This window comes from Algibacter sp. TI.3.09, from assembly GCF_038154905.1.
Lineage (GTDB): Bacteria > Bacteroidota > Bacteroidia > Flavobacteriales > Flavobacteriaceae > Algibacter.
This window is the reverse complement of the sequence record NZ_JBAKAN010000007.1, coordinates 38,919-62,908: the sequence shown is the minus strand read 5'-3', so window position 1 is coordinate 62,908 and position 23,990 is coordinate 38,919. Positions and strand designations below refer to the sequence as shown.

The 23,990-nt window shown below is 33.0% G+C and carries 29 protein-coding genes; 16 read left to right on the top strand and 13 right to left on the bottom strand.

From position 1 onward, the window contains the following. Nucleotides 1-58: 58 nt before the first annotated feature. The gene (locus V6246_RS16875) at nt 59-1,525 is read left to right on the top strand and encodes a sodium:solute symporter (protein WP_341561650.1); all 1,467 of its coding nucleotides are present in this window, start codon (nt 59-61) and stop codon (nt 1,523-1,525) included. Here V6246_RS16875 and V6246_RS16870 read toward each other — a convergent pair. From V6246_RS16870 to V6246_RS16850, 5 genes are all read right to left on the bottom strand, one after another. Beyond that, entirely contained in the window at nt 1,522-1,884 is a 363-nt protein-coding gene (locus V6246_RS16870; protein WP_341561649.1) for a CoA-binding protein, read from the bottom strand. The two genes, V6246_RS16875 and V6246_RS16870, sit on opposite strands and share 4 nt — an antisense overlap. A 532-nt stretch (nt 1,885-2,416) precedes the next feature. Beyond that, nucleotides 2,417-2,782 carry a hypothetical protein gene (locus tag V6246_RS16865; protein ID WP_074940146.1) on the bottom strand — a complete coding sequence of 122 codons (366 nt, stop codon included), beginning with the start codon at nt 2,780-2,782 and terminating at the stop codon, nt 2,417-2,419. A gap of 65 nt (nt 2,783-2,847) precedes the next feature. Then, complete coding sequence (locus V6246_RS16860; protein ID WP_341561648.1) at nt 2,848-3,411, bottom strand: Crp/Fnr family transcriptional regulator; 564 nt, start codon at nt 3,409-3,411, stop codon at nt 2,848-2,850. 170 nt (nt 3,412-3,581) lie between these two features. Then, nucleotides 3,582-4,121: a DUF3575 domain-containing protein gene (locus V6246_RS16855; RefSeq protein WP_341561647.1), complete on the bottom strand. Its 540-nt coding sequence runs from the start codon at nt 4,119-4,121 to the stop codon at nt 3,582-3,584. Nucleotides 4,122-4,434: 313 nt separating this feature from the next. Further along, nucleotides 4,435-5,439, bottom strand: coding sequence for a 3-oxoacyl-ACP synthase III family protein (locus V6246_RS16850; protein ID WP_042506324.1), 1,005 nt, complete (start codon nt 5,437-5,439; stop codon nt 4,435-4,437). 251 nt (nt 5,440-5,690) lie between these two features. Here V6246_RS16850 and htpG point away from each other — a divergent pair, with 251 nt between their 5' ends. From htpG to V6246_RS16830, 4 genes are all read left to right on the top strand, one after another. Continuing rightward, on the top strand, nt 5,691-7,604 hold the full coding sequence (htpG, locus tag V6246_RS16845; RefSeq protein WP_341561646.1) for a molecular chaperone HtpG: 1,914 nt from the start codon (nt 5,691-5,693) through the stop codon (nt 7,602-7,604). A gap of 166 nt (nt 7,605-7,770) precedes the next feature. Then, complete coding sequence (locus tag V6246_RS16840) at nt 7,771-8,238, top strand: FKBP-type peptidyl-prolyl cis-trans isomerase (protein WP_341561645.1); 468 nt, start codon at nt 7,771-7,773, stop codon at nt 8,236-8,238. Nucleotides 8,239-8,454: 216 nt separating this feature from the next. Beyond that, entirely contained in the window at nt 8,455-8,949 is a 495-nt protein-coding gene (locus tag V6246_RS16835; RefSeq protein WP_042506320.1) for an RNA polymerase sigma factor, read from the top strand. A 4-nt stretch (nt 8,950-8,953) separates the two neighbouring features. After that, the gene (locus tag V6246_RS16830; RefSeq protein WP_341561644.1) at nt 8,954-9,589 is read left to right on the top strand and encodes a hypothetical protein; all 636 of its coding nucleotides are present in this window, start codon (nt 8,954-8,956) and stop codon (nt 9,587-9,589) included. A gap of 154 nt (nt 9,590-9,743) precedes the next feature. Here V6246_RS16830 and V6246_RS16825 read toward each other — a convergent pair whose 3' ends face one another. Together V6246_RS16825 and V6246_RS16820 are read right to left on the bottom strand one after the other, a co-directional pair. Continuing rightward, the gene (locus V6246_RS16825; RefSeq protein ID WP_159019449.1) at nt 9,744-10,337 is read right to left on the bottom strand and encodes a pseudouridine synthase; all 594 of its coding nucleotides are present in this window, start codon (nt 10,335-10,337) and stop codon (nt 9,744-9,746) included. A 36-nt stretch (nt 10,338-10,373) separates the two neighbouring features. Beyond that, complete coding sequence (locus tag V6246_RS16820) at nt 10,374-11,045, bottom strand: uracil-DNA glycosylase family protein (RefSeq protein ID WP_341561643.1); 672 nt, start codon at nt 11,043-11,045, stop codon at nt 10,374-10,376. A 64-nt stretch (nt 11,046-11,109) separates the two neighbouring features. On the opposite strand from V6246_RS16820, the gene V6246_RS16815 reads away from it, so the two are divergent. After that, entirely contained in the window at nt 11,110-11,244 is a 135-nt protein-coding gene (locus tag V6246_RS16815) for a 30S ribosomal protein THX (RefSeq protein WP_074940106.1), read from the top strand. 2 nt (nt 11,245-11,246) lie between these two features. On the opposite strand, the gene V6246_RS16810 is transcribed toward V6246_RS16815, so the two are convergent. The 4 genes from V6246_RS16810 to V6246_RS16795 form a co-directional block, all read right to left on the bottom strand. Next, a complete protein-coding gene (locus V6246_RS16810; RefSeq protein ID WP_341561642.1) occupies nt 11,247-11,924 on the bottom strand; it encodes a hypothetical protein in 678 nt (225 codons plus the stop codon). Nucleotides 11,925-12,046: 122 nt separating this feature from the next. After that, entirely contained in the window at nt 12,047-12,805 is a 759-nt protein-coding gene (yaaA, locus tag V6246_RS16805; RefSeq protein ID WP_341561641.1) for a peroxide stress protein YaaA, read from the bottom strand. Between the two features lie 81 nt (nt 12,806-12,886). Beyond that, nucleotides 12,887-13,537 carry a VOC family protein gene (locus V6246_RS16800; protein ID WP_341561640.1) on the bottom strand — a complete coding sequence of 217 codons (651 nt, stop codon included), beginning with the start codon at nt 13,535-13,537 and terminating at the stop codon, nt 12,887-12,889. 114 nt (nt 13,538-13,651) lie between these two features. Continuing rightward, the gene (locus V6246_RS16795) at nt 13,652-14,104 is read right to left on the bottom strand and encodes an Lrp/AsnC family transcriptional regulator (protein ID WP_159019443.1); all 453 of its coding nucleotides are present in this window, start codon (nt 14,102-14,104) and stop codon (nt 13,652-13,654) included. Between the two features lie 176 nt (nt 14,105-14,280). Between V6246_RS16795 and V6246_RS16790 the strand changes: the two genes are divergently transcribed. The 9 genes from V6246_RS16790 (at nt 14,281) to V6246_RS16750 (ending at nt 20,962) form a co-directional block, all read left to right on the top strand. Continuing rightward, nucleotides 14,281-15,414: a histidine decarboxylase gene (locus V6246_RS16790; protein WP_341561639.1), complete on the top strand. Its 1,134-nt coding sequence runs from the start codon at nt 14,281-14,283 to the stop codon at nt 15,412-15,414. Between the two features lie 79 nt (nt 15,415-15,493). Then, nucleotides 15,494-16,108, top strand: a complete 615-nt coding sequence (locus V6246_RS16785) for a hypothetical protein (protein ID WP_074940092.1) — start codon at nt 15,494-15,496, stop codon at nt 16,106-16,108. A 120-nt stretch (nt 16,109-16,228) separates the two neighbouring features. After that, nucleotides 16,229-16,558: an ArsR/SmtB family transcription factor gene (locus V6246_RS16780; protein WP_341561697.1), complete on the top strand. Its 330-nt coding sequence runs from the start codon at nt 16,229-16,231 to the stop codon at nt 16,556-16,558. Between the two features lie 31 nt (nt 16,559-16,589). Next, a complete protein-coding gene (locus tag V6246_RS16775) occupies nt 16,590-17,057 on the top strand; it encodes a DUF6428 family protein (RefSeq protein ID WP_341561638.1) in 468 nt (155 codons plus the stop codon). 21 nt (nt 17,058-17,078) lie between these two features. Continuing rightward, on the top strand, nt 17,079-17,696 hold the full coding sequence (locus V6246_RS16770) for an arsenate-mycothiol transferase ArsC (RefSeq protein WP_042506310.1): 618 nt from the start codon (nt 17,079-17,081) through the stop codon (nt 17,694-17,696). A gap of 3 nt (nt 17,697-17,699) precedes the next feature. Continuing rightward, nucleotides 17,700-18,749 (top strand): ACR3 family arsenite efflux transporter, encoded by a 1,050-nt coding sequence (arsB, locus tag V6246_RS16765; protein ID WP_341561637.1) that lies wholly within the window; start codon nt 17,700-17,702, stop codon nt 18,747-18,749. 175 nt (nt 18,750-18,924) lie between these two features. Further along, on the top strand, nt 18,925-19,635 hold the full coding sequence (locus tag V6246_RS16760) for a 3-ketoacyl-ACP reductase (protein ID WP_341561636.1): 711 nt from the start codon (nt 18,925-18,927) through the stop codon (nt 19,633-19,635). Nucleotides 19,636-19,713: 78 nt separating this feature from the next. Next, nucleotides 19,714-19,992, top strand: a complete 279-nt coding sequence (locus V6246_RS16755; RefSeq protein WP_341561635.1) for a putative quinol monooxygenase — start codon at nt 19,714-19,716, stop codon at nt 19,990-19,992. Nucleotides 19,993-20,119: 127 nt separating this feature from the next. Next, nucleotides 20,120-20,962, top strand: a complete 843-nt coding sequence (locus V6246_RS16750; RefSeq protein ID WP_341561634.1) for a zinc metalloprotease — start codon at nt 20,120-20,122, stop codon at nt 20,960-20,962. A 196-nt stretch (nt 20,963-21,158) separates the two neighbouring features. On the opposite strand, the gene V6246_RS16745 is transcribed toward V6246_RS16750, so the two are convergent. Continuing rightward, complete coding sequence (locus V6246_RS16745; RefSeq protein WP_341561633.1) at nt 21,159-22,193, bottom strand: RluA family pseudouridine synthase; 1,035 nt, start codon at nt 22,191-22,193, stop codon at nt 21,159-21,161. A 2-nt stretch (nt 22,194-22,195) separates the two neighbouring features. Beyond that, the gene (locus tag V6246_RS16740) at nt 22,196-22,750 is read right to left on the bottom strand and encodes a PASTA domain-containing protein (protein ID WP_042499956.1); all 555 of its coding nucleotides are present in this window, start codon (nt 22,748-22,750) and stop codon (nt 22,196-22,198) included. A gap of 170 nt (nt 22,751-22,920) precedes the next feature. On the opposite strand from V6246_RS16740, the gene V6246_RS16735 reads away from it, so the two are divergent. Further along, nucleotides 22,921-23,895: a D-alanine--D-alanine ligase gene (locus V6246_RS16735; protein WP_341561632.1), complete on the top strand. Its 975-nt coding sequence runs from the start codon at nt 22,921-22,923 to the stop codon at nt 23,893-23,895. Nucleotides 23,896-23,990: the final 95 nt, after the last annotated feature.

Genomic DNA, 23,990 nt, shown 5'->3' with positions numbered 1-23,990 from the left:
TTGCACTTGTTTTTTGATGTTTAATATTCGTATTTTGAAACTTGAAATTTAATTTTAAATGACGGCTACACAAATACTTTTACTAATCGCTGCTTACTTTGGCGTATTAATTTTAATCTCTTATTTTACAGGAAAAGAAGACAGCAACGATGCCTTTTTTAAAGCTAACAAATCGGCTCCTTGGTACTTAGTAGCCTTTGGAATGATTGGCGCATCGCTCTCTGGAGTTACTTTTATTTCGGTTCCTGGTTGGGTTGCGGGTTCGCAATTTAGTTATATGCAAGTCGTTTTTGGTTATCTCGTTGGTTACTTGGTAATCGCATTTGTACTAATGCCCATTTACTATAGACTCAATGTTATTTCCATTTATCAATATTTAGAAAGTAGATTTGGAACCGTGAGTTATAAAACAGGCGCCTTTTTCTTCTTTATTTCTCGTGTTTTAGGAGCTGCTTTCCGATTATATCTAATTGCTATTGTACTACAGAAATTTGTTTTTGATGCTTACGGAATTCCGTTTGTTGTAACAGTAAGTATTTCCATATTACTTATTTGGCTGTACACCTTTAAAGGCGGTATAAAAACCATTATATGGACAGATACCTTACAAACGCTTTTTATGCTTACTGCGCTAGTAGTAGCTGTATACCTCATTACAGATGAGTTGAATTGGAGTTTTGCAGATTTTTTAGCTTCGGAAGAATTAACGAAGTACAACAAAATTATGTTTACCGATTCTATTTTGGCTAAAAACCACTTTATAAAATCGTTTTTAGGAGGTATGTTTATCGCTATTTGCATGACTGGTTTAGACCAAGATATGATGCAAAAAAACCTGAGTTGCAAAACCCTTAAAGACGCCCAAAAGAACATGCTGTCTTTTGCTTCAGTATTAATTGTAGTAAATTTTGTTTTCCTTTTACTTGGCGCACTATTATTTATTTATGCCGAAAAACACAACATTGCCACACCTATGCTAGATGGTAAAGTAAAAACAGATTTACTTTTTCCTGAAATAGCACTTAATGGCGGATTGAGTATAAGCTTAGCTATTTTCTTTTTACTAGGTTTAATTGCTGCTGCTTATAGTAGTGCCGATTCGGCATTAACCTCACTAACCACATCGTTTTGTGTAGATTTTTTAGGTATTGAAAAACGAGAAGTAAACACGCAAAAAAGCTTAAGAAAACGCATACATATATTAATGAGCGTTTTGCTTGTAATAGTTATTGTGATTTTTAAATACGTACTAGACAGCAACGTTATAGACAACTTGCTAAAAGTTGCTGGCTATACTTATGGGCCACTTTTAGGTTTATTCGCTTTTGGAATTTTCACCAAACGAATTATTAAAGATAAACTGGTTTGGGTTGTTGCACTAGCAGCCCTAGCACTATCTTTTATTATAGGAAACATTCCTGCCGAAAATATTGGCGGTTATATTATTGGCTACGAGCTTTTAATAATAAATGGCTTATTAACTTTTATTGGACTATTCCTTATCTCTAAAAAAAGCGAAGCTTAGTATTGCTTAATAGACAAGAGCACCAAGGTACAAGCAACCTCAACATCAATGTTATTTTGCTCTAAAAGTTTATAAAATTCAGGATTCTCTGTACCTGGATTAAAAATAACACGCTTCGGGTTTAAGCTAAGTATATAATTAAAATATGACTCTTGTCGGCTAGGGTTTAAATATAGCGTTACGGTATCTATAAATGCATATGGTACTAATTCCGTATCAATATTAACACCTGCCACTGTTCCTTCCCTTAAACCAATAGCTACTACTTCGTGTTTATGTCTTACCAATTTATTGATAGCCATATTGGAATATCTAGATGATTTTAATGATGCACCTATTACTAATGTTTTTTTACTCATTTCTGTTTGTTTTTATATGTATTTAGACGTTGTTATCAAAACTTCCTTTCGTTCAATAAAACAAGTGCTATTCTTACAGTCTCATTAAGTTTACTAATATGAAAAGATAAAAATATACTTAACTAACTTAAAGCCTCATTATTTTATTCGAAAAAAAATACAATTTTGTAAAATAAAACTAAATAGAATTCGTTATATTACAGATATACAACCAAATACGAATATAATTATTTAGAGTTAGTCGTCTTCACATTACAAAAACCGTAACAATTTGGTTGTTATTTAATAAAAAGCTCGAGTTTACGCTCGAGCTTTAGTTACTTATAGTCAATACGTTAAAATTTGTTAAATTTTAGACGCTCATGAAATATAAATGACTTTTCTACGTCTTAGTTATTAAGATTCTTCACTTATGTGTTAGTGGAAGTTGATTAATAGCTAGAAAAACCCAAAACTTTAATGCTTTGGGTTTTTCGTTTTTATAGCGATTATGAGCAGGAGATCTAGAACTACTAACTCTGCAACTTTTCGGCTATCGTTTTTTCAATCCAATCGTTTGATTTATTCCCATATACAAAACAATTAAAGCTATTATTCCAATTATTAAATTTCCTGTTAATGTAATTTTAAAAGGATTAAATATCACCAAAATTAAACTTCCTACAACCCAAGTATAGTCTTGAATAATAATCCAAATTACAGCTAGTTTTCTTTGTTTATTTATTTCATACCAGATAGTAATTGCAAAGTAAACCAGTATCAATCCAACTATCCAAAAAACAGTACTATTACTAGTTCCAAATAATTTTGCAATTGGTTGATTTAATAAAATCATTATTATACCTGATATGCTTGAGAATAAAGCATTGATTTTTAAAGCTTTTTGTAACTTGTTCATTTGTCTAAAGTTTTATTTAAGCAAATTTCTGTAAACAAGCTTTAATTCCTCTTGACAAATGATAGTTAATTCATTTTTCTTAATCTACTTAATGACTCTGGTGTAATTCCTAACATGGAAGCTATATATTGTAGAGGAATATTTTTAAAAAGCTCGGGCTCTTCAATAATTAATTTATCATAACGTTGTTTTGCTGTTGTATGCAATTGAGAGAACATACTTTTTTCTAATAAAGCAAAAGAGTTTGCTAATAATATGTTGTCAAATTCCAACCATTTAGGTTCTGTTTTATTAAGTCTAAAATGATTTTCTCGATTGATGATATAAACTTTACAGTCTGTAATTGCTTGAATATTCCAATTATTACTAGTCTCAAAAACAAAGCTTGAAAGTGAAGTTATAAATTTACCTTCACTACCAATCCATAAGGTTATTTCTTTACCATCTACAATGTCATACATTCTCATATATCCAGATTCAATAAATGCCATTTGTCGACAGATTTTTCCTGATTTGAGAAAGAACTCTCCTTTAGTTATTTGTAATGGTTCAAAAACTGCAAGAATATTATCCATTGAGTTTTTCTCAACGACCACTTGACTTAAAATACAGTTCTTTAATTTTTCCATTTTGTTTAATTACTGCCAACGTTGTTGTATATGGTTTGTTGCGTGTTTCAAGCAACTAATTTAGTAAATAATTACCGACCCAAAAAGTCCGCGAGGACTTTCGCAAGTAAACAAGAAGCCAGCAATAAATTATATACGGTGTTGTAAAACGTTTTTATTCCGTTGTTACTTTAAAACCTATAGCCTAAATGAAATCCAAATTTAGCAACAATTGTATGGTCAGTCTTACCTGCATTAAACAAGAGTTTTCCATAACCTGCATTGACTTCAAAGATAAATCCGCTTTTTGTAACCCATTTTCCACCTAAACCTAAACCAATAGAAAAATCAATAACATCAGAACCTTCAGTAAATATTGAATTATCATTTATGTCATATATTTTTTTTCCGTCGATTGAACTTAACATTCCAAATCCTTCTGCAAAGAATCCAGAGGCAAACTTCTTTCCAAAATATCTTCTATAATATGGTGAAATAGAGTAATTTAAATCATCGTGTGATTTTTCGTTATTGAATACTGTAAAAGCAGAAATACCTAATGATGATTTTTCATTTAAAATTCTTTCATAAGTAACTTCAAAAGCTCCAGTCAGAGGTAATAATACGTTTGTTTTTAATTCATTTCTTTTTTCAATTTTAGAGTTGTCATCTTGTGCATTAACAACAAAAACAGAAAAAAGCATTGCAATTATTAAATAATTTTTTTTCATAAAATAAGATTAATTGTTCAGGTCAAACATATAATAATTAGCTTTTAAAAATGTTAATATAATCTATAAATCAAGTTAAATTAAGCGCAAAATAATTCAATCTAAATTTCGTGAGTTTGTCGGTTTTGTCAAATGTTTTACAACTAAGATATAAGATCATATCAACTTAACATAAACCCCCATCCTAGCGGATAATGCGTTAAGGATTGCAATGAAAAGCCCACAGCATCCCTGATGAAATCGGGATGCGAGGACTTGTAATGTAAAGCCTGACCCGAAGGGAAACGCCCAAATATTTAAATTCTACTGGCTTTTACCATTTTATGATGGCACTTGCCCATGTAAATCCACTACCGAAAGCAGCTAAAACAACATTATCGCCTTCTTTTATTTTACCTTCTTCCCATGCTTCGGTTAGGGCAATAATTACAGATGCGGCTGTTGTGTTTCCGTATTTTTCAATATTATTAAAGACCTGATCGTCGTTTAATCCAAATTTTTTCTGAATAAACTGCGCGATACGCAAATTGGCTTGATGCGGAATTAACATATCGATATCTTCTTTTTGCATATTGTTTTTCGCCAAACCTTCCATGATTACCTCACTGAAACGCACTACGGCATTTTTAAAAACAAATTGACCATCCATGTATGGGAAATACGAGGTATCATCGTCTCCGGCTTCTTTTAACTCCGGAACCCAATGCCCAATACTTGGTGATTCTACAATAAGCTTATCAGCATATTTACCTTGGCTATGCAGGTGTGTAGATAGAATTCCTTTGTTGTTATCTTCTTCGCGAGATAATACGCAGGCTCCTGCTCCGTCTCCAAAAATAACACTTACGCTCCGGCCTCGTGTTGTTTTATCGAGTCCGTTACTGTGATATTCGGCTCCTATAACTAGTATGTTTTTGTACATACCGGTTTTTATAAATTGATCGGCTACAGAAATAGCATAAACAAAACCAGAACATTGGTTACGCACATCTAGCGCGCCAATGGTTGGCATATCTAGCATATCTTGTATTTGTACGCCACAACCAGGAAAGTAATAATCTGGACTTAGGGTTGCAAACACTATAAAATCGATATCGTCTTTGGTAAGACCAGAACGTTCTATGGCAATTTTTGCAGCTTTTGCTCCCATAACAGCCGAGGTATCTTCGGTGCCATCTTTTATCCAACGGCGTTCTTTTATACCGGTTCGTTCCTGAATCCAAGCATCATTGGTCTCCATTATTTTTGACAAATCGTCGTTTGTCACCACGTTTTCAGGAAGGTATTTTCCTAAACCTATTATTTTTGAGTTGTACATGTTATTGGCAGATTAGAAAGGCAAAATACAATAAGTCTGTTAATTCCTCAAATTTCAAATTTATTTTTTTGTAATAATTTAAAAGGAGTCTTTTTTGACACTTAGAAATTACGAATTATGAAATTCCCTCGAAAGCGTGTCACTTTGTCATATTTTTTCAATTGGCATTTTTGTTGACTATTAGAGAACAGAAGTTAAAAATTTAAATTAATCTGTTTCTCTTCTTCAAGGGAAAAAATAAATTATATATCATGACAAAAGGAAGTATTAATGTATCGGTAGAGAATATCTTTCCGCTTATTAAAAAATTCTTATATAGCGATCACGAAATTTTTCTACGTGAGCTTATTAGTAACGGTACCGACGCCACTTTAAAATTAAAACACTTAACGAGTATTGGCGAATCTAAGGCTGAATACGGTAACCCTAAAATTGAAGTGAAAATTGATAAAGAAGGAAAAAAACTTCATATTATCGATCAAGGTTTAGGTATGAGTGCAGACGAGGTTGAAAAATATATTAACCAAGTTGCTTTTTCTGGAGCTGAAGAGTTTTTAGATAAATATAAAGATTCTGCTAAAGATTCTGGAATTATTGGTCATTTTGGTTTAGGGTTTTACTCTGCTTTTATGGTAGCCGAAAAAGTTGAAATTATCACAAAATCTCACAGAGAGGAAGATCCTGCTGCACATTGGACTTGCGATGGTTCTCCAGAATTTACTCTAGAAGCTGCTGATAAAACAGATCGTGGAACAGAAATTATTCTTCATATTGCAGAAGATTCTACAGAATTTTTAGAAGAAAACAGAATTTCTGAATTACTTTCTAAGTATAACAAGTTTATGCCTGTGCCAATTAAATTTGGAACTAATGAAATAAACGATCCAGAGTTTACTCCTGCAACCACTAAAGATGAAGACGGTAAAGAAACTACCGAGCCTCACAAAAAAATTACGGTTGATAACATTATAAACAACCCTACTCCTGCCTGGACAAAACAACCAGCTGATTTAGAAGAAGAAGATTACAAGAGTTTCTACAGTGAATTATATCCATCTCAATTTGAAGATCCTTTATTCAACATTCACCTAAATGTAGATTATCCGTTCAACTTAACAGGAATTTTATACTTCCCGAAAATGTCGAACGATATGCAAATACAAAAGGATAAAATTCAATTGTATCAAAACCAAGTTTACGTTACAGATAACGTAGAAGGTATTGTACCAGAATTTTTGACTATGTTACGCGGTGTTATCGATTCTCCAGATATTCCTTTAAACGTATCACGTTCTTACTTACAAGCCGATGGTGCTGTAAAAAAGATTTCGTCTTACATTACTAGAAAAGTAGCCGATAAATTAAAATCTTTATTCAATTCAAACCGTGAAGATTTTGAAGCTAAATGGAGCGATATTAAACTTGTTATTGAATACGGAATGCTTTCTGAAGATAAGTTCTTCGAAAAAGCAGATGCCTTTGCATTATACCCAACCGTAGATGGTGCACACTATACTTACGAGGAGTTATTCAATAAAATTAAAGCAAACCAAACTGATAAAGACGGTAAATTAGTTATACTTTATGCTTCTAATAAGGATGCACAACACAGCTATATCGAATCTGCAAAAGCTAAAGGTTACGAGGTTTTATTGTTAGATTCTCCAATTGTATCTCACTTAATTCAAAAACTAGAAAGCAGCAAAGAAAACATCACTTTTGCTCGTGTTGATGGTGACCATGTTAGCAATTTAATTAAGAAAGATGAAACAACAATTTCTAAATTAGATGAAGAACAAACTAAAGTTTTAGATACTTTATTAAAAGAAGTTATCCCTGCAGAAAAATTCACAGTTCAATTAGAATCTATGGATAGTAGCGAATCTCCATTCACTATTACGCAACCAGAATTTATGCGTAGAATGAAAGAAATGCAAGCTACAGGTGGCGGAGGTATGCAAATGTTTGGTAACATGCCAGAAATGTACAACCTTATTGTTAACACAAACTCAGATTTAGTTAGCGATATTTTAGCAACCGAAGTTAAAGAAACTCAAGAGCGTTTAATTACGCAAAGTTTAGATTTAGCGCGCCTTTCTCAAGGTTTATTAAAAGGTGAAGAATTAACAAACTTTATTAAACGTAGCTACGAAATGATTAAGTAAGCTATATTATTTTTCGCTTTCGCGGAAACATAACAATACTAAAAGCCACTTTGTGAAAACAAAGTGGCTTTTTATTTTTAACATACAGCACTAAAACCGCTTATAATTTCGTTTTAAAACACAATATAATTCTCGTTATATTTGCTACTAAAAAAAAATCAGAAAAATGAAAAACACATTCTTAATTGCATTTGCTTTAATTCTTTTTACATCTTGTGGAAACGATGACACTAGCAATAACACCTTCAAAGATTACACTGAAGAAAATGATGCTGAAATTTTAGCTTACATTGAAGCAAACGAACTATCAGCACAAAAAACCGATTCTGGTCTTTACTACGTTATAGACAATCAAGGTACAGGGGTGCAACCAACATCATCAGACAATGTAACCGTAGCTTACAAAGGCTATTTTACAAACGGAACTGTTTTCGATTCTAGCGATGAAGACGGGATTTCTTTCAACCTAAACCAAGTAATTCCTGGTTGGACAGAAGGCATCACTTATTTTAACGAAGGCGGCAGCGGCATACTATTAATACCTTCTCACCTAGGTTACGGAAGTTTTAATTATAACGGTATCCCTGCAGGTTCTGTATTAATTTTTGATGTTACCCTTATTTCGGTAAATTAAACAAAACACATAAAACAAACCTTAACGGCTGTCTAAAACATATTTTAGACAGCCGTTTTTATTTTAAAACATTATATTTCGGCTAATAAAAAATCGCAACAAAACTATAACCACCAACACATTACAGTCACAAAATATTAATTGATAAAAAATATTTTAAATTTTCTGTAACAAATTTAAATTTCAAACTACTTATAAAATAACTAACCCACAACTTTGAACAAAGAACTAGAACATAGTTTTGTAGAATTGCTAGAAAAGCATCAGAATATTGCGCACAAAATTTGTCGTTTGTACACCAATAATTATGATGCCCATAACGATTTATTTCAGGAAATAACCATCCAGTTATGGCGGGCGTACCCCAAATTTCGAGGCGATGCAAAATTTAGTACATGGATGTACCGCGTGGCTTTAAACACGGCTATCACCTTATACCGAAAATCTAAACGCACCATTAACACGCAAGATTTTGAAGGTGTAGCATTTAAAATAAAAGCCGAAGATTACGACGATACCGAAGAACAACAATTAAAAGTGCTTTACAAAGCTGTACACCAGCTTAACGACATTGAAAAAGCGTTAGTTTTCTTGTATTTAGAAGACAAAGACTATAGAGAAATAAGTACCACATTAGGAATAAGTGAAGTGAATGCCAGAGTGAAAATGAACAGAATAAAAACAAAACTTAAAACTATACTAAATCCGTAACCCTATGGATGAATTAGATATCTTAAAAAAGGATTGGAACGCCACCAAACCTGACCAAAAAAAACTAACGGTAAATGATATTTACCCGATGTTACATAAAAAATCGTCTTCTATTGTAAAGACTCTTTTTTACATAAGCATAGCCGAACTCGTATTTTGGATTATCATAAACACCATTCCCTATTTTTGCTCTGCCGAATACAACGCCAAGTTAGAAGCCATTTATCAAAACGATGCCGTAATAGTTGCAATAACCATTTTTGGTTATGCCATTATTGGTCTGTTTATCTATTTGCTCTACAAATCGTATAAATCCATTTCGGTAACCGATAGTGCAAAAAAACTAATGGAAAGCATTATCAGAACGCGAAAAGTAATAAAGTACTACGTGCTATACAACCTCATTATGGCTGGCACATCCATCATAGTTGGCTTCTATTACGCCATACATAACGACCCAGATATATCCAATAAACTCGCTGCATCCGGAAGCTCAAAAATGCTACCAATAATAGCCCTTTTAATATTATTTACAAGTCTATTTATTTTCGGAATATGGTTGTTTTACAAGCTCATTTACGGTCTATTATTAAAACGTCTAAATAGAAACTACACCGAATTAAAAAAGTTAGAACTGTAATTATTTTTGGGCGTTACCCAAGGGTCGGGCTTTCCGCTATATCTTTATTTGTGCTAAAAAGTGTAGAACTTCTAAACAATATATTGGCAAAACAGAACAATTGTTTATTCAATGTAGCTTAAGGCTAGCACAAAAAAGGATGCCGCATCAATCCCTAACGCAGGGCAAATGTGCTATGTTCTATAACATCGCCAGCTTGCATAGCATTTATACCAAGGTTTCCTACGCGAACACGTACCAATCGTAACGTAGGAAATCCAACAGCCGAAGTCATTTTTCTAACCTGTCTAAACTTTCCCTCGTTTAATGTAATAGATACCCAAGTGGTTGGGCCATGTCTATCATCCCTTATCTTCTGTTGCGCAACCGGCACATCTGGAATAGTATCTAATTTAAAAGCCTTACAAGGTTTGGTTTGGTACTTTTTACCATCAAAACCAATTTCTACACCAGCACGTAATTTCGCAACAGCTTCCTCTGTAATATCGCCATCAACTTGCGCATAATATTCCTTTTCAACTTTTTGACTATTCACAAAATCGCTCATTTTACCATCGGTAGTTAACAACAATAAACCTTCCGATTTTTCATCCAAACGACCAATAGCCATAATGCCTTCAGGAAAATCATCCAACTCTCCTAAAAACCGTTTACGTTTCTGTTGAGTAGAATTACTGTAAAACTGACTCAAAAAACCGTAAGGTTTGTAAATGGCAAAATGTTTATGTTCTGTACTATTTTCAGTCATTTATAAAATAAACTTCTTTTAAAAATTTCATTCAAATTAAAAAAACTCGCGATACTGCATCACTCGAAAATCAAAAGTATTAAAATTCGAATCACTCTGCTTTAACTGTTTGTATAAAGCCATACTCCCAATAGCACGATTAGCAGAACCAGAAGACGACGTTAAGGATACTGTTTTAACTATACGCTTACCTTTAATATGATCACTAGACATTTCAAATTTATGAATTCTAGGAACTTCATTAGAAATTAATTCTAATTTCAAACCATAATCTCTTATGTGTTTCCTGAAAAAATATTCGGGTCCGTTTTTACTATTTCCGCCAGTAAACAAAAGTGTATCAATATTCGGGAACTTTTTTAAATAACCAACAACATCGCGCAAAACTATGTTTTTCATACCCAAATCCGATGCATCAATCTTGTCGCGTTCGCAACAATCTACAATATCACAAACGCCTATTTTATGAGCAATCAAAAATTGCTTTCGTTCTTCAATAGCCGCTTCCGAGTTATCGAAACGCAAACCTAAATTATGTATTTTATTAATGTACAACCAAAGCGAATTGTAATAACTACCATAACAGAAGTCTACATCTTTCTCCAAAAGATCTCCTGTTGAGAATCGCGGTGGCGGTAATGTGCCCACTATCAGCTTTGTAGTATCTTCATTAATAAAAGGTTGGTATGGATGCCGATGTTTAAACACGTTTTACTTGATTTTTCAACTAAAATTCAGTATATTATTTCAATAACAAAAAATATAAAATTACATGGGTAGAGGAGATAAAAAAACAAAACGAGGTAAAATAAACAGAGGAACTTTTGGAGCACGCAGACCGCGCATAAAAAAGAAACCATCTATTGAAACTCAAATAGACATCTCAAAAAAAGCAAAAGTTAAATAACTTTAATCGAGTTGTGCTAGTATTTTATCAACTTGAGCAACTGTACCGCGATACAACTTTTGGTTGGTTCGCGTCATGTGTTGCGATTCGTTTTTAATATCTTCTAAAATACTTTTAGCGTCTTCCTTTTTATTTCTACCTATTAAAAATTCGGCTAGAATTAAGCGTTCATTATAAAAAGAATAACGAATATCTATTTCTCGTAAATTATGCTCAGCAACTTCAAAGTCGCCTAGTTTTTCATGTGCTAAACCACAAATAAACCGTGTTTTAGATTTCTTGTACTCTAACTTATCTTTAATTTTATCTGCATAAAAAATAGCTTTGTTATAATCTTCAGCTAAAAAATAAGTTTCAACCAATTTACTATTCACATAAAAATCATTTTCAAAACCATCTTGCAAAGCCTTTAAATAATGAGGCATCGCATTGTTAAAATCTTTATTAGCCAAATAAGCATCGGCCAGATTTACTCGATTTTGATAAGATTCTAAAAATGCCAACTGCTTTTCTAAATCTTTAATTTTCTTAGTTGGGTTTATAATATGTGTTATTTCACTTGTTATTTTCTCGGCATCACGCTTATTATAAACTTGTGTAATTAAATAGATAACACAGCCAATTAAAGGCACAAAAAAGATAAGAAACACCCAATAAAACGAGTTTCCTTTTTTGTACATGTGATATATACAATACACCTGAAATGCGACAATAAGATAGTAATACATTTATATTTTTATCATAAGGTTTAGTCTTCAAATTTAGTGTTTCTAAATTTTGTAAAGCTTAACGAACCGACCTTTTACCTAGTAAAAATTAAATCGTTGTCTTTGGATAGCTCTTCACTAAAACCGTAACCACCATAATTAAACCCTTTTAAATCGTCTACGGTTTGTGCGTTGGTATCTATAACATAACGCGCCATAAGACCACGAGCTTCCTTAGCGTAAAAAGAAATAATTTTATAAGCTCCATTTTTAAATTCTTTAAAATTAGCCGTAACCACAGGTACTTTTAAAGCCTTTTTATCGATAGCCTTAAAATACTCATTACTCGCTAAATTCAAAAATAATTCATCATCTTCCAGCTCTTCATTTAAAGCTTTTACAATATCTTTTTTCCAAAATTCGTAAAGATTTTTATGACTTGCAACAGGCAATTTAGTTCCCATTTCTAAACGATAAGGTTGTATTAAGTCTAGCGGTTTTAAAACACCATATAATCCAGAAAGTATACGCACCGTGTTTTGCATAGTTGTTACTTTTTCTTCTGGTAAATTATAAGCATCTAAACCACGATAGACATCGCCATTAAAAGCGTATACGGCTGGTCGTGCATTTTCTGCGGTAAAAGGTAATTCCCAATCTTGGTTACGCTCGTAGTTTAACTGCCCAAGCGTTGCAGAGATACTCATAAGCTCAGATAAGTTTTTTGCAGATTTCTTTTTAAGCACTTTATTTAAGTGGTCTGCTTGTTTTAAAAACGCCCCTTCTGTATATGTTTTTGTTGGTAATTCCGTTTCCAGATCCAACGATTTTGCTGGTGATATTACTAATTTCATGTCTTTATATTTAACCTCAATACACGAGGATATTCTTATTAATTATTATATTTTTTTAAACCTCTAATTTACAATATTTCTTTAAGTTGATAAGACTTCTCCGGCTATATACTTAAAGTTGTAATCGCCATTAATCATAAAATCTGCCGTATGCACAGGTTCACCTGTTGGATGCCAAGTTTTAACAGTTTTATCTATTAAAATAAACAAACCATCATGATTACCTAAAGCACAAAACCGATTAATATTTCCATCGAAAATAGAAATAGGCTTTATTCTAGAAATCGCTTCATACAAGGGAGAAATATTTGTAGTAACCATAGCAATTTCACTTATTGAAATAATTTCTTTTGCTGAAAATTGCTCTACAGAATTTTGATTTAAATCCTTTCTTGCTATAAACTCTACAATATTATTATCGGCATCATAGAAATAAATAGCTTTTGCATTCCAACTTTCAAAATTAGAAATCAGGTTTTCACCATCTGGTAAAATAGCAACACGTTTTTGCAACCATAATAAAGCCTCATCAATTTTGTTCGATGGAATATTGAAGGCAAAATGTGCCGAATTCACCGTCTCTTTATATTCAAAACTCAAAAGACTTTTACCAGTTTTAAAGGTTACTTTTTCTTCGGAATTAAAAACTAAATCGAAGTCCATAACCTCTTGATAAAACAGCTTTTGTTTTTCAATTTGGTTAGTGAATAAAGTAATTTCCTCAATTTTCATACCTCAAAGATAATTGAGTAAACTAATATTTACTACCGGTTTAGAATGATAAAACTTATCTTAAAATAAACAAATATTATCAACATCACAAACAATCATAATCAAAAACTATAACTATAAGTTATAAGCCGTATTATCTTTTACTGAATTCAGTAAAAACGAACTATGTATTGTAGAAATCCCTTCTACTGTAGATAATTTTTCATTAATAAACTCATGAAACTCGGTAATATCGCCTACTACAACTTTTAACAAGTAATCGTAATTTCCAGAAACCCGATGGCATTCCATAATTTCAGGCAGTAAAAGCATTGAATTATTAAAATTATCGGCCAAAGCTTTTTGATGCTTCAATAAGGTCACTTGGCAGAATGCAATAAGCGTTTTCCCTATTTTAGTTCTATCCAACAAAGCCACATAAGATTTCACAACCTCTTGTTGTTCTAACTTTTTAATTCGCTCGTAAGTTGGTGTTACACTCAACCCTACTTTACTCGCTATTTCTTTAGTATTTTGCTTCGAATTTTCTTGAAGTTGCATCAAAATTCGTCTATCAATATCGTCCATACTAGATTTTTTTTCTTCCTATTAAAACATCAAAGCTCAAAATAGTTATTTTAAACTATTATTTCAAATATTTAAGTTTAATTATCTAATATTTTAATATTAATAATAAAAACGAATTATAAACTATAATTTTACAGAACAAACAAAACCAACATTTCAGATAATTATTTATAAAAATGAATACAAATCCAGACGTTATAATCGATTCACTTTTAACTCAACTAGTAAAAGACAAAGAAAAAGTTTTAGGCTATCCTGTTGCTCAAGATTTTGATTATTCGCGTTTAAACGAATTTCTAAAATACCCAATTAATAACGTTGGAGATCCGTTTGAAGAAAACACATATAAAGTACAAACTCACGAAATGGAATGTGAAGTGGTTGAGTTTTTTGCTGAGCTGTTTCGGGCCGACCCAAAAAATCATTGGGGCTATGTTACCAATGGCGGATCGGAAAGTAATCTTTACGGATTATACCTTGCCAGAGAGTTGTACCCAAAAGCAATGGTATACTTTTCGGAATCTACACATTACAGCGTAAAGAAAAACATTCACTTACTAAACATACCAAGCATCACGATTAGATCTCAAGAAAATGGAGAAATAGATTATGAAGATCTTGAAAACACCCTGCAGTTTAATCGCCATAAACCAGCCATTATACTAACCACCTTTGGCACAACCATGATGGAGGCTAAAGATGATGTTTCTAAAGTGAAAAAAATTTTAAAAAAATTAGCCATTCAAGATCACTACATACATTGCGATGCAGCATTATCTGGATCTTATGGCGCTTTTATAGAACCACGAATCCCTTTCGATTTTAAAGATGGTGCCGACAGTATTTCTATAAGCGGGCACAAATTTATAGGTTCACCATTTCCTTCGGGAGTAATTATTACTAAGCGTTCGTTACGCGATAGAATTGCTCGAGGCATATCGTACATTGGTTCGCTAGACACCACAATCACCGGCTCACGAAACGGCCATAGTCCATTATTTTTATGGTACGCCATAAAAAAAATGGGGATAGAAGGTTTAGCAAAACGCTTTCAACATAGTTTAGAAACTGCTGAATATTGCAAAAATGAACTTATAAAACAAGGCATAAAAGCCTGGACCAATCCGGGTTCGATTACTGTGGTATTTCCTAAAGTATCAGATGCTATTAAAGGAAAATGGCAATTGGCCACAGATGATGATATTACACATATTATCTGTATGCCTAATGTTACCAAAAGCCAAATTGATGAGTTTGTTAAGGATATTGTTTTAGAAAAAAGCACAAAAGAAGAAGTCGCTGTGTTTTAAAAAAAATTGATAACTTCGTTTAATAGGTTTTCTAAACATATAGAAAACCTATTTCTGTTAATTAACTGAAACGAAATCGATGAAAAAATACGCTATCCTTTTAACTATAACCTTACTACAATTATCATTTGTTGGATGTAAAGACGATTCGGGTATCTGCCTCTTAGGCATTACAAGTTTAAAATTAACAAATGCAGCTTATTTGGAACCTCTAGACACCCCCCAAGCCACGGTGGAGAGTTTTGAATACAGAGCTATACTAGAGTTTCCAGAACCTGACACGAAACCAAATCCAAATGGAAAACTAAATGCATGTGTTTTATCTTTTGATAAACTACACACTCCTGTTTCCGATTTTTCAATAACTTCAAATGTAAAATTATTTAACACAGCTCCAGGTGAACCTATAGACGTAAAAAACTTCAATATATATCAATGTAACTTATTACTCTCTGAAAATTATACAGAAAGAGATGATATGATGAATACTAGATACTCCATTAAAAATTGGATAAATCTACTAAACACAGGTAGTGAAGACAAAAGGCACCTTAAACCTTTTAGCAAGTCTTACATTGAATTTGCTGATAAAAACGAAAGAATTGAAGTTGAAGGCATGACGCTTAAGTTCACTATTACACTTGATGATGGAACACTGTTTACAGCAGAAACAAGGCCTGTAAATTTAGGCTAGTTGATACACCTCATTACTACTCTTTTTATTATCTAGAAGCGTCATAGCTAAAAAATCAACGCTTACTAATAGGTTGTTTCGCTTATTAATCGTAATATTGCAATGAAACAATTAACAAGAATGGGATTAGCTAAAACAGAAATATTTACCGACTCACAAAACGAGATAGCCTTATTTGCAAAAGTATTTGGGCATCCTGCACGTGTGGCTATTTTAGAACATTTATTTAAAACAAATTCCTGTGTTTGCGGAGATTTAGTAAATGAAATAGGCCTTGCGCAGCCTACAATTTCTCAACATTTGAAAGAACTAAAACTTTTAGGTTTAATTAAAGGTAATGTTGAAGGCACAAGCGTTTGCTACTGCATACACCCAGAGAATTGGACAAAAATGAAAGCTGTAATGAATACGTTCTTGAATCAAGATCTACCCAAAACAGACTGTTGTTAATATATTAATATCACAATAAAACATTTGAATTATGAAACTATCAGAAATAAAAAACGAGTTAAGACGATTAAATCAAATCGCATTTAAATTGCCAAGCGGGGAATTAGTACCAAACCATTTTCATGTTACCGAAGTTGGAAAAATAACAAAACATTTTATAGATTGCGGTGGCACGGTTAGAAATGAAACCGTTGTAAACTTCCAGCTTTGGAATGCAAACGACTACGACCATCGGTTACATCCAGAAAAACTATTAAATATTATTGAACTTTCTGAAAAAACTTTAGGTATTGAAGATTTAGAAATAGAAGTAGAATACCAGGCAGAAACCATTGGTAAATTCGGGTTAGAATTTGATGGCACCAATTTTTTATTAACCACAAAACAAACCGATTGCTTAGCACCAGATCAATGTGGAGTGCCAGCTGAAAAACCAAAATTACAATTTTCGGACATCCAAACAGGTAATTCTTGTACACCAGGAAGTGGATGTTGCTAAACTTAAAATTCAAAACATATTATGACAGTATATAACGATATTGATAGAATTATTTCAACCTTAAGCGTTGAAAATATATCAGATGCCAGAAAAGAAATATTAAAGCCATTAGTCGATTTTATTCAACTAAAAGTAAATACAAAACAAGATATCCGTATTAATTTTATTTGTACGCATAACTCAAGGCGCAGCCATTTATCGCAAATATGGGCGCAAACTATGGCTCATTATTTCAATATTAAAAATGTGTTTTGTTATTCTGGAGGCACAGAGGCCACAGCACTTTTTCCAGTAGTAGCACAAACTTTAGAAAATTCTGGGTTTAAAATTAATAAAATAGCTGAAACGGATAACCCGATTTATAGTATAAAATATTCTGATAACTCACATCCGGTTATTGGATTTTCTAAAAAACTAGATAGCGATTTTAATCCCAAAGCTTTGTTTGCAGCAGTAATGACGTGCTCGCAAGCCGATAATGGTTGTCCATTTATAGCAGGAGCCGAAAAGCGAATTCCTGTAACATTCGAAGATCCAAAAGCTTTCGATAACACACCACAACAAATAGAAAAATACGAGGAACGCAGTTTACAAATTGCAACCGAATTATTTTATGTGTTTTCACAAATAGCGAAATAAACGATGAAGTCTACTAAAAAATTAAGTTTTCTAGATAAAAATCTAACACTTTGGATTTTTGTCGCCATGGCTATAGGCGTAAGTATAGGTTACTTTATACCAACCTTCCCGAGCTTAATTGAAAATATGAGTAGTGGCTCAACAAACATTCCCATTGCTATTGGTTTAATTTTAATGATGTATCCTCCACTCGCCAAAGTGGATTACAAATTATTACCAATGGTTTTTAAGAATACAAAACTATTGTCTATTTCTCTGCTTTTAAATTGGATTATCGGCCCTGTTTTAATGTTTGTTTTGGCTATAACTTTTTTACACGACTACCCAGAATACATGGTAGGCCTTATTTTAATTGGCTTGGCGCGTTGTATTGCTATGGTTTTAGTATGGAACGATTTAGCCGATGGCAGCAGTGAATACGGAGCTGGTTTAGTAGCACTAAACAGTATTTTTCAGGTATTTGCTTATAGTTTTTATGCTTGGTTATTTATAACGGTACTACCTCCCTATTTTGGATTTGAAGGTGCTATTGTAGATATTTCTATAGCAACTATTGCCGAGAGTGTTGCTATTTACTTAGGGGTACCTTTTCTTTTTGGAATTTTAAGTCGTTACTTTTTAGTAAAATTAAAAGGTGAAACTTGGTATACAGAAACCTTTATACCAACTATTTCTCCGTTAACTTTAATCGCACTGTTATTTACTATAGTGGTTATGTTTTCTCTAAAAGGCGAGCTTATTGTAGAAATACCGATGGATGTTTTAATTATTGCAGTACCATTACTTATTTACTTTACTATTATGTTTATTATTGGTTTTTTAGTGACGAAGGCAACAGGCGCTACTTACGATAAAACGGCCTCGGTAGCATTTACAGCCGCTGGTAATAATTTTGAACTAGCCATTGCCGTTGCTATTGCAGTTTTCGGTTTAAATTCGGGACAAGCATTTGCGGGCGTTATTGGTCCTTTGGTAGAAGTTCCTGCATTAATTTTATTAGTAAAAGTTTCTTTTTGGTTGAAGAAGAAATACTACGGAAATGTAACACAATAAAAGATTCATTTTAAAACTGAAAGCTCTTGATTTAATGATATGCTTTGGTTTGTTATAAGCTCAAAAAAAATGATCATATTTTAATATAAGTTTCACAGCTTTTAAAAAAAAATCATTTAGTTTTAGTGTACCAAATATCAAGTAAAAATAGAGTCATAAAATATTCAAAAAAAACATGAAAAATAAAAAAGCAATAATAACAGGCGGTAGTCGTGGATTAGGAAAAGCAACAGCAATTGCATTTGCTAAAGAAGGTATAGACGTTGCTATAACAGGTAGAAATGAAAAAGCTTTAAAAGAAACAGTTTCAGAATTAGAAGCTATTGGAGTAAAAGCAACTTATGCTGTTTTTGATGTTGGAAATTACGAAGAAGTAAAAACAGGTATAAAAAGTATTATTGACACTCTTGGTACTGTTGATATTTTAGTAAACAATGCTGGCATCGCAGCTTTTGGAACATTCAATGATATGGAAGTAAGCCAATGGAGCCAAATAATCCAAACCAACGTAATGGGTATGTATTATGTAACTAAAGAGGTTTTACCATATTTAATCGATAAGAATGAAGGTGATATTATTAATGTATCGTCTACTGCTGGTTTAAGCGGAAATGCAAGTACATCGGCATATTCAGCATCAAAATTTGCTGTAATTGGTATGTCGGAATCTTTAATGAAAGAAGTTCGTAAAAATAATATTCGTGTTTGCACATTAACACCAAGCACCATAGCTTCTGATATGTCTATAGATTTAGGCATCGCTACTAAAGACTCGGAAGACAGCGTTCTACAACCTGAAGATTTTGCAGAATTAATTGTTGCTGGTTTAAAATTACCAAGACGAGCTATGCTCAAAGGCGCAGCTTTATGGTCTACAAACCCATAGAACAAAAAACAAATCTATAGCGGAATTTTCAATTGAAAGTTTCGCTTTTTTTTACATCAAATCTTAAAAACTTATACTATGGAAAAAGTAATTATAGCACAAATAAGTGTTCAAGCATCAAAAACAGAAGCCTTTTTAAAATTAGCAAAAACTATGGTAGCCCAAAGTAATGCTGAAGTTGGCTGTTTACAATACCGCTTACTAAATGAAGTGGATAAGGAAACAGAATTCCTATTTCATGAAAAATATGTGAATGCAGAAGCTATTGAAATCCATAACGCATCTCAGCATTTTTTAGATTTCGTAAAGAATATAACGCCACTTTTAGCGAAAGAACCCATTATTGAAGTTTTTTAAACTGAAAATATGGTAAAATAAAAGCTTGACTTTGTAATAAATTTCGGCTAACTTAGTGTCAGCATATTAGAGCCTTTTTTAGGCTCTTTTCTTTTAGAAAATAACAAACATATAACACGCAATTACTATGGCTTTTTTTATTAATAATAAAGAATTTAAAGATCAAGAAGAATTTATAAGATACGGCAGAGGCTGTGCTACAAAAATTCCGACACCAATCGATATTCTGCGTGTTGATGAGGAAATTAAAGCCAACCAAACTAGGCGTCAGTTATTTTTAGATTTAACTATAGAAATACGTTTTCATCATATTACTTATGGTGCTCGCGGGTTAATAACAAAAACGCAAAGAGAAAAACAAGTTGAACTTTTAAACACAGCATACTCCAATGTGGGTTTAACATTTACTTACTCTGAACAGGAGGTAAAATTTATAGACAACGTGAATTGGTACAACATGGGCCACGGATCGGCAAGTGAACGCCAAGCGAAAACGACTCTAGGTGCAGATTCTCACAAATACCTTAATTTTTATACTGGTGGCTTAGTTGCCGGTTTATTGGGTTGGGCTACATTTCCTTACGATTTAGCTGGAGACCCTGATATTGATGGTGTGGTTATGTTAGACGAATCGTTACCCGGTGGATCGGCCGAACCATACAATTTAGGAATGACGGCTGTGCATGAAGTTGGCCATTGGCTAGGTTTATACCATACTTTCCAAGGTGGATGCGATGGTGTTGGCGACCATGTAAAAGACACACCTGCACACAGCAGTGCTAACTACGGAAAACCAGAAGAAGGTAAACCGCATAATGTTTGTGATCTTGATGACTTTGCTCCTATCCATAATTACATGAATTATGTAGATGATGATTGGATGAACGAGTTAACCACCGCTCAAGAAACTAGAATTAAAGAACAAATAATGATGTATAGAACAGGATTGCTTAACTCTGCAAATGTGTAAACATTTAGAGTTAAAACTAAAACCTAGCGGATAATGCGTTAGGGATTGATGCGGCATCCTTTTTACAAAAACAAAAAAAGCCCAGACTATGGTTAGGCTAGGCTTTTTTTATATTATGTGGTTACTCCAAAAGTTTATCTATACTTTGTAAAAAGATATAGCGGAAAACCCGACCCTTGTGGTAACGCAAAAATTTTTATAATTCTTGGTGTTTAGAATATACTTTCCATTTTTCGATACATTGTTGCATATCTTCTGGAATTTCAGAATCAAATCTCATAAATTCACCAGTTGTTGGGTGTACAAAACCTAGTGTTTTAGCGTGTAGTGCTTGTCTTGGTAATACTTTAAAACAGTTGTCTACAAATTGCTTATATTTTGTAAAAGTGGTTCCTTTTAATACTTTTTCACCGCCATAACGCTCATCGTTAAACAAGGTGTGCCCAATATGTTTCATGTGTACACGAATTTGGTGCGTACGTCCAGTTTCTAGTTTACAAGACAGTAACGTAACGTAACCAAGTCGCTCTAAAACGCTGTAATGAGTTACGGCTGGTTTACCTTTATCTTCATCGTCACCAAAGAACACCGTGTTTTGTAAACGGTTTTTAGGATGTCTGCCAATATTACCTTCTACGGTTCCGCTGTCTTCTTTTACATTACCCCAAACAATAGCAACGTACTCGCGCTCGCTGGTTTTATTAGCAAACTGAAGTGATAAATGTGCCATCGCTTCTTCAGTTTTTGCAACCACTAAAAGTCCGCTTGTATCCTTATCAATACGGTGTACTAAACCTGGGCGCTCACTAGAGTTGTTGGGTAAATTATCGAAACGGTGTATTAAGGCATTTATTAAAGTGCCAGAATAATTGCCGTGACCTGGGTGCACAACCATACCGGGTTGTTTGTTTACTACAAGTAAATCGTCGTCTTCGTAAACTACATCAATATCAATGTCTTCACCTACCAATAAATTCTCGAATGGTGGGTGCGTGAAAAGCACACGAATGGCATCAAAAGGTTTTACTTTATAATTCGATTTAACAGGTACATCGTTAACAAAAATGCTACCGTTTTTTGCTGCTGCCTGAATTTTATTTCGGGTGGCATTCTCAACAAAGTTCATTAAATACTTATCGATTCTAAGCGGTGTTTGCCCTTTATCTACAGTAAATGCATGGTGCTCGTAAAGATTATCTTCGTCGGGTAATTGGGGTGTGTATGCGTCCATAATTAAGGTCTGTTGCCGTTACCTAAAACCAAATCGATAACCGAAGTTTTCTCTAACTTATCGCTAGGTTCGATGGTTTTGCCTTTATACGTCATACGTAAAACCATATCTTCTGCAATATTGTTTTCGTAAGTTAGTTTACCCACTTTAAAACCTAAGGCTTCTAAAGTTGGTTTGGCTTGGCGGTACGTGCGCTCTTTTAAATCTGGAACCTCTATTTTACGGTATCCCGATGGGTTTAATGTTAAATATATTTTTCTATTTTCTTTTACTTGTGTTCCCGATTGTGGCTCTTGCTCTATTACCGAAAACTTTGGATAATTCGGGTTAAAGTTTGCCGAATCTTGAATTTGCATCACTAAGTTATTCTCTCCCAACTCAATTTCGGCCACATTAATAGACTTTCCTTTTAAATCTGGCACGGTTTCAAATTCACCATGGTTTGTAGATACGTTTAACCATTTCAACATAATGAAACAAAGTACTACAATTGCAACGATAGCCAATGCTAATTGCTTGAAAAATGTTTTGCTAACAAGAAATTTAATAATGCTCATGTATAATTTTTATGATTAGGCAAAGATATAAAAACAGAACTGTTTTTTCTTTTGCATTTTATATGATATTTTAGCTTTACTAATAATAACTATCAATAATTACGTTTTATTATTGTTTTTAGACGGAATAAAGATTTTTTCGCTTTCGCGGAAAGCATAAACACATACAAATGAAAAAAAATATTGCCATAATAATGGGAGGCTATTCTAGCGAATACAAAATTTCTTTAACCAGCGGAAATGTGGTTTTTGAATCGCTTGATAAAACAAAATACAACGCTTTTAGAATTCATATATTTAAAGATAAATGGGTTTATGTAGATACTAATAATGAAGAATTCCCTGTAGATAAAAACGATTTTTCGGTTACCGTAAACGGAAGTAAAACTACTTTCGATTGTGTATTTAATGCCATACATGGTACTCCCGGAGAAGATGGTTTAATGCAAGGTTATTTTGAGTTACTAAACATGCCGCAGACCAGTTGTAACATGTATCAAGCAGGTGTTACATTTAATAAACGTGATTGCTTAAGCGTACTGAAACCTTACGGAATTAAGACTGCAGAATCTTATTTTGTAAACAAAGGCGATGTTATAAATGAAGATGATATTATTGCTAAAGTAGGCTTACCTTGCTTTGTAAAAGCAAATAAGGCAGGTAGTAGTTTTGGAGTTTCTAAAGCGCATACCAAAGCAGATTTACAACCATCTATAGATGTTGCTTTTAAGGAAGATGATGAAATTATTATAGAGTCTTTTTTAGATGGCACAGAAGTATCGGTTGGTGTAATTACCTATAGAGGTGAAGTAAAAGTATTGCCTATTACTGAAATTGTAAGCGAAAATGATTTTTTTGATTACGAAGCAAAATATTTAGGTAAATCTCAAGAAATTACCCCTGCCCGACTAACAAAAGAACAAGAAGACCAAGTAAATGCGCTTGCAAAAAAGGTTTATCAAGTTTTAAAAATGAAAGGTTTTAGCCGTAGCGAGTATATTTTTAAAGATGGTGAACCCCATTTATTAGAAATGAATACCATTCCGGGCTTAACACGAGAAAGCATTTTACCGCAACAAGCAGCTGCAGCCGGAATTAGTTTAAGTGATTTGTTTGATAGCGCTATTGAAGAAGCTCTAAAATAACAAACTCCATAACATATTTGGGCTTTTATAAATCTATGAAATAAAAGCCCAATTAAAACTTGAATTTTAGATTTGTATCTTTACTAATCAATTAA